Raw genomic sequence first — 15,226 nt, 5'->3', positions numbered from 1 at the left:
TGCGTTTTCACTTGCAGTTCACCCGCGCTGTTTTATAGGGGCCATCCGCTGCCCCATGGGGACTTCCAAACCGCAAGGCAGCTTGTTCGAAACTATCCGTTTGGGGGTCCCTTGAGTTGCACAGCTATCCTGACGCATCGGCTGTAGTTCGCGCGCTGGCGCCTGACGAACCCGTAATCCTCAATCGCCCGCATGCCGCTGCGCGCGCTGCCCGCTTCTTTGTCGAGAAGTTTCCGGGCAAGTCGCTTTATGCGGTGAAGGCGAATCCTTCTCCCGAACTACTCAAGGTGCTCTGGGCATCGGGCGTGACACATTACGATGTCGCGTCGATCGCCGAAGTGCGTCTGGTGCGGGCCACGCTGCCTGAAGCGACCTTGTGCTTCATGCATCCGGTGAAGACCCGCGCGGCCATTGCGGAGGCGTACCGTGTGCATGGCGTTCGCACGTTCAGCCTCGATACCCATGAGGAACTGGACAAGATCGTTGCCGCCACGACCAACGAGGCGGGCGAGCCGGCGACCGATCTGTCGCTGTGCGTGCGGCTGCGGGTGTCGTCCGACTATTCGGAGCTCAGCCTGGCATCGAAGTTCGGTGTCGATCTGGTTGACGCGGCGCCGCTGCTGCAGGCGACCCGCCAGGTGGCTGACGCCCTGGGCATCTGCTTCCACGTCGGTTCGCAGGCGATGACGCCGTTTGCCTATGTCCAGGCGCTGGAACGCGTTCGCGCAGCGATCGTGGATGCCTCGGTCACGGTGGACATCGTGGATGTTGGCGGTGGTTTCCCGTCGATCTATCCCGGCATGGAGCCGCCGCCACTGGAAGACTACTTTGGCGCGATCCACCGTGCGGCTGAATCGCTGCCGGTGTCCTATTCGTCCGAACTGTGGTGTGAGCCGGGCCGGGCGCTTTGCGCGGAATACAACTCGATGATCGTGCGCGTTGAAAAGCGCCGCGGGAACGAGCTGTACATTAACGACGGTGCTTACGGCGCACTGTATGACGCGGCCCACGTGGGCTGGCGTTTCCCGGTGCGCAGCCTGGCTGACGATGCCGAGGGCGTGCAGGAGGAGGACTTTGCCTTCTACGGCCCGACCTGCGACGATGCCGACTACATGGAGGGGCCGTTCAGCCTTCCGGCCGGGATCAAGGCTGGCGATTACATCGAGGTTGGCATGCTGGGCGCGTATGGCGCGGCCATGAAAACCGCCTTCAACGGCTTTGGTCAGGCAGAAGCGATCGAATCGAGCGACGAGCCGATGGCGAGCCAGTATCGCGGCGATCGCCGTGATCCCCGCCATAGCGACAACGTGGTGTCGCTGCGCTGATCTTGCGTTGACCGGAAAACAAAGCGGGCCGGGGACCTGATGGGGTTCCCGGCCCGTTTTGTCTTGTTCGCTTGGCTTTCAGGACCAGAGTGCAGCCTGTTCAGGCGGCGAGGCGCAGTTCCAGCCGGTCCCAGATTTCCACCAGCGCCTTGGTCAGTGCTTCCATCATCGGCTCGGTATGGGCCGGGCCGGGCGTAAAGCGCAGCCGCTCCGTCCCGCGCGGGACCGTCGGGTAATTGATCGGCTGCACATAGACGCCGTATTCAGCCAGCAGGATATCGCTGATCTTCTTGGCCTTCACCGGGTCGCCCACCATCAGCGGGACGATGTGCGTGGTGGAATCCATCACCGGCAGTCCTGCCTCACGAAACAGGCGCTTGAGCGTGGCGGCGGCCGCCTGCTGGCCTTCGCGCTCGACCGAGGAGCTCTTCAGGTGACGGACGCTGGCCAGCACACCCGCAACCAGCACCGGCGAAAGCGAGGTCGTGAAGATGAAGCCGGGCGCATAGCTGCGGATCACGTCGATGATCTTGGAATCGGCGGCAATGTAGCCGCCCATGACGCCAAATGCCTTGCCCAGCGTGCCTTCGATGATGGTGATACGGTGGGCCGCTTCATCACGGTCGGTAATCCCCCCGCCGCGCGGTCCATACATGCCCACGGCATGGACTTCGTCGATATAGGTCAGCGCGTTGTACTTGTCGGCCAGATCGCAGATCGCGTGGATCGGGGCGACGTCGCCTTCCATCGAGTAGACGGATTCAAACGCGATCAGCTTGGGCACGTCCGGCGATTCCGCCGCCAGCAGCTCTTCCAGATGCTCCAGATCGTTGTGGCGCCACACGCGCTTTTCCGCACCGGAATTGCGGATGCCCGCGATCATGCTGGCGTGGTTCAACTCGTCGGAGAAGATCACGCAGCCCGGCAGAATCTTGGCGAGGGTCGAGAGCGTCGCGTCGTTCGAGACATAGCCCGAAGTGAAGAGCAGCGCGCCTTCCTTGCCGTGCAGGTCGGCCAGCTCATGCTCCAGATCGACGTGGTAGTGCGTGTTGCCACCAATGTTGCGCGTACCGCCAGAGCCGGCGCCAACATCGTGCAACGCCTCTTCCATGGCGGTGATCACCTTGGGGTGCTGGCCCATGGCGAGGTAATCGTTGGAGCACCACACGGTGATGTCCTTGGGGCCGTTGTGCCCCGCAAAGCAGCGGGCGTTGGGATAGGCGCCCTTGTTGCGCAGGATGTCGATGAACACGCGATAGCGGCCTTCGGAATGCAGCCGTTCGATCGCCTGGTCGAAAATCTGATCGTAGTTCACTTGGCGTATGACCTCCGCGCCGGGCGGCGATTGCCGTCGTCCCTGCCGATGGGGGCGGCCTTACTCCAACTGGCGCAGTTGCGCCAGCCGGTTAATTCCATCACTCAGATCGGTAAATCCGCACTGAACCCGCGCTTGGCCGCGGCTGTCCAGCCAGGTTGCAGCGGAACTCCAGATGCCTCGTCCTGGCTGGCTTCGTCGTCATCGCCGGTCTGGCGGATGTCGTGCCCCGGTACGATGTTCAAAGCCGGTGCCTCGGCCTTCAGCCGGGCAATCGTGCGCAGCCACGCGTGAACTTCCGCGCGGTTCTCCTTGGCGATGAAATCACCGACCAGCCGGGAGCGGGCCCGCTGCTCCTGCCAGCTGACGTCCAGCGTCGCAATGTCACCGGCAAAGAGAAACTCCTTGCCGTCGGCCAGTCGGACAAAGATCATCTGCGATCCGGGGGTGTGGCTGGGGGCGGGAATGACCACCACGCCCGGAGCAACGGCTTGCGGCGCCTTGGCAGCGATGGTGGAGCGCGGGGTGAAGCCGCTTGGCCATTTCAGCGTCCCGGCCAGCGGCTCGGCCGGCAACTGGGCGGCGTTGAACCGCGCCGATTGCATGACAGCCCCGCCAAGCCGCAGTGCCGCCCCCATATGATCCGGGTGCTCGTGGGTGAACAGGATCATTCCAGCCGATTTCAGCGCCTTGTCGATCCGCGACTGCGCGCCGGGATAACGGATGTCCATCCCCATCGCGTCGGCATCATCCGGGTGAATGCCGGAATCGATCAGGATTGGCTTGCCGCCGGGAACCGGAAGGCGGAACGCGGTGACGATGATGGGGTGGCGCTTGATCCCGTAACCGGCAGCAAACAGGCCGCGTGGCAGCAGCCGCAAGGCGGACGGCTCGTACTCCACGGCAATCGGCGACGGCCCCGGCAGACTGGCGGCCAGGGTGCGCAGCTGCGCCATGGAAACCGGCTTGGCGGCTACGTCGCCAGGGCGGTTGTCGATCATGAGCCAGTAGAACGGAACGCCCACCAGCACGATCATGGTCAGCAAGAACAGGTTCAACCGCCTGGCCATCGTCAAAAAACCTCGATTTCGAGCAGGCCATGGCGTTGCAGTGCCGGAGCCAGTTCAGCAAGCTGTGCCTCATTGCGCGTGAACAAGGCAAGGTCTGGTTTGCTGCGGGCAAAGGATTGACCGGCGGTCAGCGCCGCAATGCGCCGGGCAATGCCCGGTGCCCCGTGCACAAACCGTACGTCTGGCCCGAACGCCCGGGCCAGCTCGTCCTCAACCAGAGGAAAGTGGGTGCAGGCAAGCACGACCGTGTCGATCCGATCTCCGCCAGGCTGCTGGCGCAGCGCGGCCGCTGCCCGCTCGTAAATCGCCGGGTCCACCGGTTTGCCGCGGAGTTTTCGCTCCGCCGCTTCGACCAGTTCGGGCGCTGCTGCGCGGAGCAGGCGCTTGTCTGCGGCGAATTCCGCCTCGAGCCGGTCAACATAGCCTTGCCGGATCGTGGCCGCCGTTCCCAGCAAGCCAATCGTCCCCGTGCGGGTCATCGCGGCAGCAGGCTTGATCGCGGGTACGGTGCCGACGATCGGGATTTCGAGCACGTCGCGGACCATGCCAAGCGCAATGGTCGATGCGGTGTTGCAGGCGATGCACACCAGCCGCGGGCGAAACCGCTCGGTCATCCGGCCCAGCAGTCCCGCCACTCGCGCAGCGATTTCGGCCTCGGTCTTGGTGCCATAGGGCAATCCGGCGTTGTCAGCGGCATAGATGACCGGGGCATCTGGCAGAAGCTGGCGCACTTCGGCCAGCACTGAAAGCCCTCCGACCCCGGAGTCGAACATCAAGAGCGGCGCATCCGCATCCATAACCGTTGCAATCCCCCTGACCGGACTTGCCCGGCGGCCCGCCTTGTAGCTACGAGGGGGCTGTAAAGGGAAGGGACGCCGATGGATAGTTTTGCCGCACTCGCGCTGGGATACCTCCTGGGATCGGTGCCGTTTGGCCTGATCCTGACCAAGGCCTTCAACGCCGGGGATCTGCGCAGCATCGGTTCGGGCAATATCGGCGCCACCAACGTCTTGCGCACCGGGAACAAGGGGCTGGCGGCGGCAACCCTGCTGCTCGATCTGGCCAAGGGGCTGCTGGCGGTCTGGCTGGCGTGGCGCTGGTTTCCCGAGTTTGCGGGCATGGCGGCGCTGGGCGCGGTGCTGGGGCACTGTTTCCCGGTCTGGCTCAAGTTCAAGGGCGGCAAGGGGGTGGCGACGACGATGGGCGTCTCGCTTGGCCTCGCGTGGCCGCTGGGGCTGGCCTATGCGGCAACCTGGCTGGTGATGCTGGCGGTGACGCGCATTTCCTCTCTTTCGGGGATGACAGCGGCGCTGGCTGTGCCAGTGGTCGCCTGGGCAACCGGAAACACCGAACTGGTCCCGGTGCTGGGTGCGATTGCCCTGATCGTGCTGGTGCTGCACCGCGCCAACATTGCCCGATTGCGGGCCGGAACCGAACCGAAGATCGGCAGCAAGGGCTGATGAACCCCGTCGCGCCAGTGCTGACCCAGGACGAAGCATTCGCGCGTATCCGGCTGCTGCGATCCCCCAACATTGGCCCGATCAGCTTTCGCCAGTTGCTGGCCCGGTTCGGCACGGCGTGCGCCGCACTGGATGCCTTGCCCGACCTCGCCGCAAGGGGCGGGAAGGGTTATCGCGCAGCGCCAGAGGCCCGGGTGTCGGCCGAGGTGGCGGCCCTGCGGGCGGCCGGTGGGCGGTATGTGTTCCATGATTCTCCGGAGTATCCTGCGCTGCTCGCCGAAGTGGATAGCGCCCCGCCAATCCTGATGGTGCGCGGCGATCTGGCACTGGCGGCGCGGCCAACCGTGGCGATCGTCGGCGCTCGCAATGCCTCGGCAGCGGCGGTAAAGCTGGCCCGGATGTTTGCGGGTGAACTCGCCGAAGCCGGTTTCACCGTCGTGTCCGGTCTGGCGCGCGGGATCGACGGGGCAGCGCATCAGGCCAGTCTGGCTGGCGGCACCATTGGTGTGATCGCCAGCGGGATCGATGTGATCTATCCGCCCGAACACGCCGACTTGCAGGAAGCCGTCGCCAGCCAGGGTCTGCTGGTCGCCGAACAGCCGCCGGGAACAGAGCCGCTGGCCCGACATTTCCCGTCACGCAACCGGATCATCGCGGGAATGGCAAGGGGAACGCTGGTGGTTGAGGCTGCGCCCAGGTCGGGCTCCCTGATCACTGCACGGCTGGCCGGGGAATTTGGGCGCGAAGTGATGGCCATCCCCGGCTCGCCGCTCGATTCCCGGGCGCAGGGTTGCAACCAGTTGATTCGCGAAGGCGCCGTGCTGGTGCAGTCCGCTGCCGATGTGATCGAGTTGCTCTGCGCGTTCGATGGCTCGCCGCGCTCCACCTTCCGCGAGCCTGCCGCATCCGGGTGGACCGATCTGGCCGACAATGCCGAGGCCGATCCGGCCGATGTCGCGGGCCTGCTGACCACTGCGCCGGTCGCCGTGGATGAGCTTATCCGGCAAAGCGGCGAGAGCCCGGCTGCGGTGCAGCTCGCGCTGCTGGAACTCGAACTGGCGGGCCGTCTGGTCCGCCATGCCGGTGGGCGTGTCTCGCTCAACGGCTGATCCCCGGCCTCACCGTCAATGTAACAATATCTCCCGGTCATTTTCCGTTCATCGAACCCGGCGCAGCGTCCGGCCCTGGAACTGGTGTTGGAGGGAGCGAATGCGCAAGGGATTGTCACTGATCGCGATAATGGCCGTTCTGGCTCAGGGGCCGGCTTTGGCCGTATCGCCGCCTGTTCCGGCGAAAGCCACAGCCGGGGCGGGCGGATTGCAGGGCCTCTGCCGGAAGCCATCCGCCTTGCCGATGCTCGAAGCAGAAGCGCCAGCCCAGCGCCATCCGCCGCATCATCCGCGAGCTGAGGCGAGCGGAAAGCGCACATCGCCCGTGCCCGTGGCAATGGCCGCGCCGAGTGCCGCGGCGCCGCCACCGCCACCGCCTGCGCCGCCGCCCGCCGCCGTGATGGTCGGTGAATCCGGGCTGGCCGTTTCCGGTTCGCGGGTCGGTGATGCATCGGAAGTAGCGGCTATGCCTGATGGAGCTGTCGTATCCACCGGGGACCGGATCGGTTCGACCGGCATGCCACCCCGGCATCATCCCCGCCCGCGCCCGCAGCCGCAGGCCGGACAGTTGACTGCCGGGGAGCATGACGACCTGCTCAATCCCGAGCTGTACGCCGATTACGTGCGCCGGTCCGATCTGGGCCAGGCGATCCCCGATCTGCCGCGCGTCGATACCCAGCGCACGTTGACCGTTGCAGTGAGCGACCGAGCCGGCCGACCCGTGCCGTTTGCGACGGTTGAGCTGGCCTGCGCCGATGGTGGGCGGATCGCGCTGGCGACCACGGCGGACGGCAAGGTAACGTTCTTCCCCGAAGTGGATCAGCTCGGCCGCGATGTCTGGGTACGGACCAAGGGCGAGGACTGGCGCACGGTAAGTATCCCGGCCACGCGCGGCGCGCAGCGGATCGACTTCACGGTGGATCGCGCGGCGCAGACCGTGCGCAAGCTCGACCTGATGCTGGTGATCGACACCACCGGATCGATGGGAGACGAGATCCGCTATCTCCAGTCGGAGCTCGCCGCGATCATTGATGGGGTCAAGGCGCGGCATCCACAATTGGACTTGCGGCTGGGCTTCGTCTTCTACCGCGACACGGGGGACGATTACGTCACCAGCACCGTGCCGCTGTCCGCCGATATTGCCGCCGGGCAGGCTGCGTTGAGACAGCAATCGGCCAACGGGGGCGGGGACTATCCCGAGGCGATGGACCAGGCCCTGATCCGCGCTGCCGGGCAGGCCTGGCGGGCGGATGCGGCCAAGACGCTGCTGTTGGTCGCCGATGCGCCGCCGCACGACGGGAACTTTGGCAAGACCTGGCTGGCGGCGGAGCACTTGCGCGCCAGCCGTGTCCATATCGTGCCCGTTGCGGCGTCCGGCGTTGCGGACAAGGCGGAATACGTGATGCGGGCGATGGCGGCGGCCACCCAGTCGCGCTATACGTTCCTCACCGATGACAGCGGCATCGGCAACCCGCATGCGCCGCCCGCGATCGACTGCTATCAGGTCACGCGGCTGGACGCGCTGATCCGCCGGGTGATCGACAGCCAGCTGTCCGGCCGGCGGATCGAGCCGGCCGAGCAGGAGGTGATCCGCACGGTCGGTCAGCCGGACAATGGGCGCTGCGTTATTCCGCCGGATTTCGGCAACGGCTAAGATAAGGCAACAGGGGGGCAAGGGCATGAGCAAGTTTCCGGCGCGGATGTTCCGGTGGGCCGCGATCTATGGCGTGGTCGTGCTCACCCCGCTCTACCTTACCCCCTTGCCGCAACAGGGCGCGGAAGTGTTCCTGGGCTTTGTCGGGCTGGCGCTCGTGTTCCAGGCCGTATTCTGGATCATCGGCGGCGATCCGGTCCGCTACCGGGCGCTGATGCTGCCCGCCGTAGCCGAGAAGCTGGTGTTCGGCCTGCCCGCGCTGGTGCTGTTCGCGCAAGGGGCGGTCGTGGCTCCGGTCGCGGTGTTCGCGGGCATCGATGTGGCACTTGGGCTGGGGTTCTGGCTGGCGTGGCGAAAGACGCCCGTCAGCCCCTCTTGACGCTGGGGGCAGAACCCTCCCACCCTCGCGCGTACGTATACACGTGAGGAATTCGCTTTACCGCCATGCAACTTGTCATCGTAGAATCCCCCGCCAAGGCCAAGACCATCGAGAAGTATCTCGGCAAGGACTACAAGGTTCTCGCCAGCTATGGCCATGTCCGCGACCTGCCGCCCAAGGACGGCTCGGTCCGCCCGGACGAGGCCTTTGCGATGGACTGGGAACTCTACGGCGACAAGCAGCGGCAGGTGAAGGCCATTACCGATGCCGCCAAGACCGCTGACCGCCTGATCCTCGCGACTGACCCTGACCGCGAGGGCGAGGCGATTTCGTGGCACGTGCGCGAGCTGCTCGCCAAGCGCAAGGCGCTGCCCAAGGACGTCCAGCGCGTCACCTTCAACGCGATCACCAAGCAGACCGTGACCGAGGCGATGACCCGCCCGCGCGAACTGGATCAGGACCTGATCGACGCCTACCTTGCCCGCCGCGCGCTGGACTACCTGTTCGGCTTCACGCTGTCCCCGGTGCTGTGGCGCAAGCTGCCCGGCGCCAAGAGCGCGGGCCGGGTGCAGTCGGTCGCGCTGCGCCTGATCGTCGAGCGCGAGCGCGAGATCGAGGCATTCCGCCCGCAGGAATACTGGTCGGTCATTGCCCGGCTGGAGCAGGGCGGGACCGAATTTCCCGCACGGCTGGTGCGCTTCGAGGGCGAGAAGCTCGACAAGCTGAGCCTTGGCGAGGAAGGCATCGCGCTGCGCGCCAAGGCCCTGGTGGAAGCGGCGACCTTCCGGGTCGAGGAAGTCGAGACGAAGCCGACCCGGCGCAATCCCTATCCGCCGTTCACCACCTCCACGCTGCAACAGGAAGCGGCGCGGAAGCTGGGCTTTTCCGCCAGCCACACCATGCGGGTGGCCCAGACCCTGTATGAGGCGGGTGCGATCACCTACATGCGGACCGACGGGGTGCAGATGGACCCCAGCGCGATTTCCGATGCGCGCAAGGCGATCTCGGACCGCTACAGCGGGCACTACCTGCCCGAAAAGCCGCGCCACTACGAAACCAAGGCGAAGAACGCGCAGGAAGCCCACGAGGCGATCCGCCCGACCGACTTTGCCAAGGACAAGTATGGCAGCGGCGACGAGGCGCGGCTTTATGACCTGATCTACAAGCGGGCGATGGCCAGCCAGATGGCCTCCGCCAATATCGAGCGCACTAGCGTTACGCTGCGCGACGGCACCGGCAAGCATGAGCTGCGCGCCACCGGGCAGGTCGTGAAGTTCCCCGGTTTCCTCGCGGTTTACGAGGAGGGCCGCGACCAGTCGCGCGATGGGGATGACGAGGATGGCGCAATGCTGCCCGCGCTCAATTCGGGCGATACTCCGGCGAAGAAGGGCGTCGATGCTGCGCAGCATTTCACCCAGCCGCCGCCGCGCTATTCCGAAGCCAGCCTGGTCAAGCGGCTGGAAGAACTGGGCATTGGCCGCCCTTCGACCTACGCGGCCACGCTGCAGGTACTGAAGGACCGCAACTATGTGCGGACCGAGAAGAACCGGTTCTTCGCCGAGGAATCCGGCCGTCTGCTGACCGCGTTTCTGGAACGGTTCTTCGAACGCTATGTCGCCTATGACTTCACCGCCGGAATGGAGGACGAGCTGGATGACGTGTCCGGCGGGCGGGCGGCGTGGAAGGCTGTGCTCGAGGCCTTCTGGAAGGACTTCAAGCCCAAGTCCGACGAGGTCATGGAGCGCAAGCCTAGCGAAGTGACCGAGGCGCTGGACGAGTTCCTGTCCGATTACCTGTTCCCCCCGCGCGAGGACGGGACGGACCCGCGCAAGTGTCCCAAGTGCGAGGCCGGACGGCTTTCGCTGCGGGGCGGGCGTTACGGCGCGTTCGTGGCGTGCTCGAACTATCCGGAGTGCAAGTTCACTCGCAAGTTCGCGCAGCCCGGCGGCAGCGCCGATGGCGGCGAGGATGGCGAGCTGGGCACCCATCCCGAAACCGGCCTGCCGATCACCCGCAAGGTCGGGCGGTTCGGTCCCTACCTCGAAATGGGCGAGGGCAAGGAAGCCAAGCGCGCCAACATCCCGAAGGATATCGGCGAACTCTCGCTCGACTGGGCGGTCAAGCTGATCGACCTGCCGCGCACCATCGGCAACCACCCGGAAACGGGGGAACCGATTACCGCCAGCATTGGTCGCTATGGTCCCTACCTGGCGCACAATGGGAAGTATGCGAAGCTGCGCAGCACTGCCGAAGTGTTCGACACCGGCATGAACGCGGCGGTCGTGCGGCTGGCCGAAGCGGCGGCTGGCGGCGGGCGCGGCGCACGGGCGGCGGCGGAACCGCTCAAGACCTTCGGCCCGCACCCGGAAAGCGGCGGCGAGATGAAGCTGATGGCGGGGCGCTATGGCCCCTACGTCACCGATGGGACCACCAACGCCACCCTGCCGCGCGACAAGCAGCCGGAAACGCTGACGGCGGAAGAAGCCGTGGTGCTGATCACCGAACGCGCCGCCAAGGGCCCCGCCAAGGGCAAGAAGAAGGCCGCGCCGAAGAAGAAGGCGGCGGCACCCAAAAAGGCCCCTGCCGCCAAGAAGGATACCCCGAAGAAGGCCCCCGCAAAGAAGGCCGCAAAGGACTGATTCGCGGCTATTTTGGGGTTTAGTTGATGAAAGTCAGGCGCGGGGGAACCTTTTCGGAACCCTCGCGTCGAGGTCTGCGGATTGACGGTTTGAAAGAGCCGCAGCGAACATAACAGGCGGGGGCGATGTAGGAAAATTGCCCCTCCGTCAGTCGCTTGGAGCGACTGCCACCTCCCCATTTGGCTTCGCAAAACGGGGAGGAGTTGGCAGGCTATGCTCCTCCCCGTTTTTGCCGCAGGCACAAATGGGGAGGTGGCGCGCCCGCAGGGCGTGACGGAGGGGTACTTCTGCGCTATCGCGCCGGAATGGCCGAAAATTTCACCCGTCACCGCCAGCCCTGGAAAGCCGATGAAGTGGCCAAGCTGCGCACGCTGGCTGCCAAGGGCAAGGGCCTGAAGGAAATCGCCAAGGCGCTGAACCGCAGCGAGGAATCGACCAAGGACCGGGCCAAGCAGGACGGCATCGGCATCGCCAAGCTGCGCTGACGCCCTGTTACCCTGACGGCCTGCTATGCCGCCGGTTGCAGGGCCGCGACGTTGACGCCGAAGACCATCGCGCGGGCGCGCATGGAGGCGTTGAGGTAGGGGGTTTCCAGTTGCAGGAACTGGCGCGGGGTCATGCCCAGGAACCGGCGGGCATCGCGCACGAAGTGGGAATCGTCGAAATAGGCCGGGTCGATCGCGCTGTAGCCGGTCTGGCTGCCGCCGCTCAGCTTGAGCGCGAGGATCGAGCGCAGCAGCCGCGCGCGCATCAGCAGGGTCTTGGGCGGAAAGCCGAAGTGCCGCTGGCACAGCCGCAGCAGGCGATGTCCGGGGATGCCGATCTGCCGGGCAATGTCGGTGAGGCTGGTGACGCTGTCATCCTGCAAGGCGGCCATGATCCGGGCCAGGTCCGGCTCGTCGCGGTGCGAGCGCTCCATCCGGGGCAGGAAGAAGGCGTCGAGGATCGCCTTGACCCGTCGGCCCCGGTCATGATCGCGCAGGCTCTCCACCAGTCCCGCGACCGCGTCGCGCGGCATCAGGTGTTCCAGCGGAAAGATGTTGTCGCGCAGTTCCGCCGCGCTGGTCTGCAGCAGGCGGGCCATGCCGATCGGGGTGAGGGTGGCGCCGATGGTCAACCCGCCGCTGACCTCGATCTCCATGGCTTGCGATGTCGGGCCGAAGAAGCAGGCGGTGGGCAGGGGATCGTAATAGCGCCCGGCCAGCCGCAGGCGGATCGGCCGTTCGGCCAGGATGACCCGGACCGACGGGGCATTCGGCAGCATCCATTCGATCGCCCGATTGACCGCGAATTCCTCGGAATCGAACATGTGGTAATCGGCGATCATCCGCTCCAGGGCGGGAGCGGGCCGTTCATAGCGCACGGCGGTATGTTCAGGGAGGCCGAACCGGGCGGGATCGATGCCCGGTGTCAGCGAACCACTCTCAATCAACGCCCGTTCCCGCCCTGTTCAAGAAAGTAAGGCGAGCGGTTAATAATACTTTTACCGGAAAGACAACCGGGCTTCAGTCCATGTCGGGCGAGTTTTCCCGATTTGAAACGGAGCGGCCTTTAGCGCACCCATTCCAGCCCGATTTCCTCGTAGATTTCCTTGTTGCTGTCGGCCCAGTTCTCCTCGACCTTCACGTGCAGGAACAGGTGCACCTTCACGCCCAGCAACTCGGTCAGTTCCTTGCGCGCGGCCTCGCCGATGGACTTCAGCTTGGAGCCGCCCTTGCCCAGCACGATGCCTTTCTGGCTGTCGCGGGCAATCACGATCTGCTGGTGGATCTCGACCGAACCATCCTTGCGATGGGTGTAGCTTTCCGGGCGCACGGCGCTGTCATAGGGCAGCTCGTCATGCAGCTGGCGATAGAGCTGCTCGCGCGTGATTTCGCAGGCCAGCAGGCGTTCGGAGGCGTCGGAAACCTGGTCCTCGGGGTAGTGCCAGGCGCCTTCGGGCATCAGCTGCGCCAGCCGGGTCTTCAGTTCCGGCACGCCATCGCCGGTCAGCGCGGAGATGAAGAACACCTCGTCGAACGCGGCGTTGCCGTCCTCATCGGGCGCGGCCAGTGCCTGCGCGGTGATCAGCAGCGGTTCCTTGGGGGTTTCGTCGACCTTGTTGAGCACCAGGATCTTGCGCTCCGGGCGGCCTTTCAGGCTTTCCAGGATCGGTTCCAGATAGGTCAGCTTCTTCTTGCGGCCATCGACCACCAGCAGGATCGCGTCGGCCTCCTGCGCGCCTTCCCATGCGGCGTTGACCATCGCGCGGTCCAGCCGCCGCTTCGGTTCGAACAGGCCGGGGGTGTCGGCGAGGATGATCTGCGTTTCATCTTCCAGCGCAATCCCCATCAGCCGGGCGCGGGTGGTCTGCGCCTTGGCGCTGACGATGGCGACTTTCTGGCCGACCAGCGCGTTGACCAGCGTGGACTTGCCCGCGTTGGGGGCGCCGAGGACGGCGACGAGGCCGCAGTGTTGGGTCATTGCTTGTATTCCAGTTGTGATGCGCCCGCGCGATCAGCGCGGCGGCGGATATTGTGAGGTTGCTTTACGGGTTCTGGCGGCGGAGCGCGAGTCAAACGAGGGTAGCACCCTTTCCGTCACCCCGGACTTGATCCGGGGTCCCGCTTGGTCGGCACAGCGCGGCGCTTTGAAAGAAGCTGGACCCCGGATCAAGTCCGGGGTGACGGGGAAGTTGGGTTGGTGGTGATTTACCCGAACCGCTCCATGAACGCGGCGGCGGCGAGGGTTTCGGCTTCCTGCTTGCTGGAGCCGGTCGCCTCGACCTCGCCCACGCCCTTGACGCCCACCGCGACGGTGAACTTGGCCGCGTGATCCGGGCCGGAGCGGTCGATCAGGCGGTATTCGGGCATCTTGCGGCGATTGCCGGCGGCCCATTCCTGCAGGGCGGACTTGGGATGCTTTTTCTGGCCGGTCTTGCCCGCGACCAGATCGCCCCACAGCTCGCGAACCATCGCGCGCGTGGCGTCGAAGCCGTGCGTGACGAAGCTGGCGCCGATCAGGGCTTCCATCACGTCGCCCAGGATATTGTCGCTGTCCTGCCCGCCGTCGTCGCGGGCCTGCTTGCCCAGCAGCATGTGCGGCCCCAGGTCGATCGCGCGCGCCACCTTGGCGCAGGTGCTGCGGCTGACCAGCGCGTTGAGCCGCTGCGACAGGCGGCCTTCCGCGCCGCCTTCCAGCGCATAGAGCCATTCGGCGATGACCATGCCGAGCACCCGGTCGCCCAGGAATTCCAGCCGCTGGTAATCACGCGCCGCGCCGGTGCTGCCGTGAGTCAGCGCCTCCAGCCACAGCGCCTCATCCACGGGCGGTCGCCCGGCGATCCGGCACAGGAAGGCGTGGGTATCAGCGTGCAGCACAGCGGCCTCAGAACCCGCCGCCGATCCGGTTCCAGCGCGCGGCGGAGAACCAGGTCCACGGCTTGATCCATTCCGCGCCGCCATCGGTCGACCACATCATGATCGCGGCGCGGCCCACCAGGTTGTCCTGCGGGACCAGCCCGATGCCGCGGCGCGGTTCGGCCGGGAAGCGGCTGTCTTCGGAATTGTCGCGGTTGTCGCCCATCAGGAACAGGTGGCCTTCCGGCACCACGACCGGCGGCGTATCGTCCTGCGCGCGCGGGCCCAGGTCCAGCACGTTGTAGCTGCGACCGCCGGGCAGGGTTTCCTTGTATTGCGGATAGCGGCAGACGTCGCTGCCATCGGCCAGCTTGGCCGCGAACTGCACCGAATAGCAGCGCGTGTTCGGGCTGACCGCAATCTCGAAGTCCTCGATCCGTTCCTTGGGCACCGGCTGGCCGTTGAGGTAGAGCACGCCCGCCTTCATTTCCACGGTATCGCCCGGCAGGCCGATCACGCGCTTGATGTAGTCGATGTCATTCAACGGCGGCTGCTTGAAGATCACCACGTCCCCGCGCTCTGGCGTGGAGGCCATGACCCGCGTTTCCGGCAGCAGCCCCACGCTGAACGGCAGCGAATGGCGCGAATAGCCATAGGGCCACTTCGCCGCGAGCAGGTAATCCCCGTTCTGCAGCCGCGGCAGCATGGATTCGCTGGGGATGTTGAACGGCGAGAAGATGAAGCTGCGGAAGATCGCGACAAGCACGACCAGCTTCAGCAGGAAGACGGGAAAGCTGTCTTCCTTCTTTTCCGGCTTCTGGGCAGCGGGGGCGGGGGAGGTGTCTTGCATCACAGTGTCCATGTTGGGCCGCGTCTCGCCAGTCAAGTCTTAAGGGTGTGTTATAGGAATAAGTCAGCTTCGGTGCAATGTCCGGTT

Annotated in this window: 14 protein-coding genes; 7 read left to right on the top strand and 7 right to left on the bottom strand. The window is 65.7% G+C overall.

Going from position 1 to position 15,226, the window contains the following annotated elements:
• The first annotated feature begins 116 nt into the window (after positions 1 to 116).
• On the top strand, positions 117 to 1,325 hold the full coding sequence (locus IE113_RS08210) for a type III PLP-dependent enzyme (RefSeq protein ID WP_189540312.1): 1,209 nt from the start codon (positions 117 to 119) through the stop codon (positions 1,323 to 1,325).
• A 100-nt stretch (positions 1,326 to 1,425) separates the two neighbouring features.
• Here IE113_RS08210 and hemA read toward each other — a convergent pair whose 3' ends face one another.
• From hemA to murI, 3 genes are all read right to left on the bottom strand, one after another.
• Positions 1,426 to 2,640, bottom strand: a complete 1,215-nt coding sequence (gene hemA, locus IE113_RS08205) for a 5-aminolevulinate synthase (RefSeq protein WP_189540310.1) — start codon at positions 2,638 to 2,640, stop codon at positions 1,426 to 1,428.
• A gap of 104 nt (positions 2,641 to 2,744) precedes the next feature.
• Positions 2,745 to 3,710: an MBL fold metallo-hydrolase gene (locus IE113_RS08200; RefSeq protein ID WP_189540308.1), complete on the bottom strand. Its 966-nt coding sequence runs from the start codon at positions 3,708 to 3,710 to the stop codon at positions 2,745 to 2,747.
• 2 nt (positions 3,711 to 3,712) lie between these two features.
• Positions 3,713 to 4,483 carry a glutamate racemase gene (gene murI / locus IE113_RS08195; RefSeq protein WP_373297852.1) on the bottom strand — a complete coding sequence of 257 codons (771 nt, stop codon included), beginning with the start codon at positions 4,481 to 4,483 and terminating at the stop codon, positions 3,713 to 3,715.
• A 105-nt stretch (positions 4,484 to 4,588) separates the two neighbouring features.
• Here murI and plsY point away from each other — a divergent pair, with 105 nt between their 5' ends.
• The 6 genes from plsY to IE113_RS08165 all read left to right on the top strand — a co-directional run bounded on the left by plsY (position 4,589) and on the right by IE113_RS08165 (position 11,436).
• Positions 4,589 to 5,170: a glycerol-3-phosphate 1-O-acyltransferase PlsY gene (gene plsY / locus IE113_RS08190; protein WP_189540304.1), complete on the top strand. Its 582-nt coding sequence runs from the start codon at positions 4,589 to 4,591 to the stop codon at positions 5,168 to 5,170.
• Complete coding sequence (gene dprA, locus IE113_RS08185) at positions 5,170 to 6,279, top strand: DNA-processing protein DprA (protein WP_189540302.1); 1,110 nt, start codon at positions 5,170 to 5,172, stop codon at positions 6,277 to 6,279. Before plsY ends, dprA begins: the two co-directional genes overlap by 1 nt.
• Before the next feature lie 466 nt (positions 6,280 to 6,745).
• The gene (locus IE113_RS08180; RefSeq protein WP_229822212.1) at positions 6,746 to 7,933 is read left to right on the top strand and encodes a vWA domain-containing protein; all 1,188 of its coding nucleotides are present in this window, start codon (positions 6,746 to 6,748) and stop codon (positions 7,931 to 7,933) included.
• A 25-nt stretch (positions 7,934 to 7,958) separates the two neighbouring features.
• On the top strand, positions 7,959 to 8,312 hold the full coding sequence (locus IE113_RS08175; RefSeq protein WP_189540297.1) for a hypothetical protein: 354 nt from the start codon (positions 7,959 to 7,961) through the stop codon (positions 8,310 to 8,312).
• A gap of 65 nt (positions 8,313 to 8,377) precedes the next feature.
• Positions 8,378 to 10,951, top strand: a complete 2,574-nt coding sequence (gene topA, locus IE113_RS08170) for a type I DNA topoisomerase (RefSeq protein ID WP_189540294.1) — start codon at positions 8,378 to 8,380, stop codon at positions 10,949 to 10,951.
• Positions 10,952 to 11,256: 305 nt separating this feature from the next.
• Positions 11,257 to 11,436 (top strand): hypothetical protein, encoded by a 180-nt coding sequence (locus IE113_RS08165; RefSeq protein WP_189540292.1) that lies wholly within the window; start codon positions 11,257 to 11,259, stop codon positions 11,434 to 11,436.
• A gap of 23 nt (positions 11,437 to 11,459) precedes the next feature.
• Here the strand turns inward: IE113_RS08165 and IE113_RS08160 are convergent, their stop codons facing one another.
• The 4 genes from IE113_RS08160 to lepB all read right to left on the bottom strand — a co-directional run bounded on the left by IE113_RS08160 (position 11,460) and on the right by lepB (position 15,139).
• A complete protein-coding gene (locus IE113_RS08160; protein ID WP_189540290.1) occupies positions 11,460 to 12,383 on the bottom strand; it encodes a helix-turn-helix domain-containing protein in 924 nt (307 codons plus the stop codon).
• A 119-nt stretch (positions 12,384 to 12,502) separates the two neighbouring features.
• Positions 12,503 to 13,414, bottom strand: coding sequence for a GTPase Era (era, locus tag IE113_RS08155; RefSeq protein ID WP_189540288.1), 912 nt, complete (start codon positions 13,412 to 13,414; stop codon positions 12,503 to 12,505).
• A gap of 227 nt (positions 13,415 to 13,641) precedes the next feature.
• Positions 13,642 to 14,310 carry a ribonuclease III gene (rnc, locus tag IE113_RS08150; protein ID WP_229822211.1) on the bottom strand — a complete coding sequence of 223 codons (669 nt, stop codon included), beginning with the start codon at positions 14,308 to 14,310 and terminating at the stop codon, positions 13,642 to 13,644.
• Between the two features lie 7 nt (positions 14,311 to 14,317).
• On the bottom strand, positions 14,318 to 15,139 hold the full coding sequence (lepB, locus tag IE113_RS08145) for a signal peptidase I (RefSeq protein WP_229822210.1): 822 nt from the start codon (positions 15,137 to 15,139) through the stop codon (positions 14,318 to 14,320).
• Between the last annotated feature and the right edge of the window lie 87 nt (positions 15,140 to 15,226).

Source organism: Novosphingobium arvoryzae, from assembly GCF_014652615.1.
GTDB classification, from domain to species: domain Bacteria; phylum Pseudomonadota; class Alphaproteobacteria; order Sphingomonadales; family Sphingomonadaceae; genus Novosphingobium; species Novosphingobium arvoryzae.
Note: the sequence above shows the minus strand (reverse complement) of the source record. Positions and strands in the feature narration are given on the sequence as shown.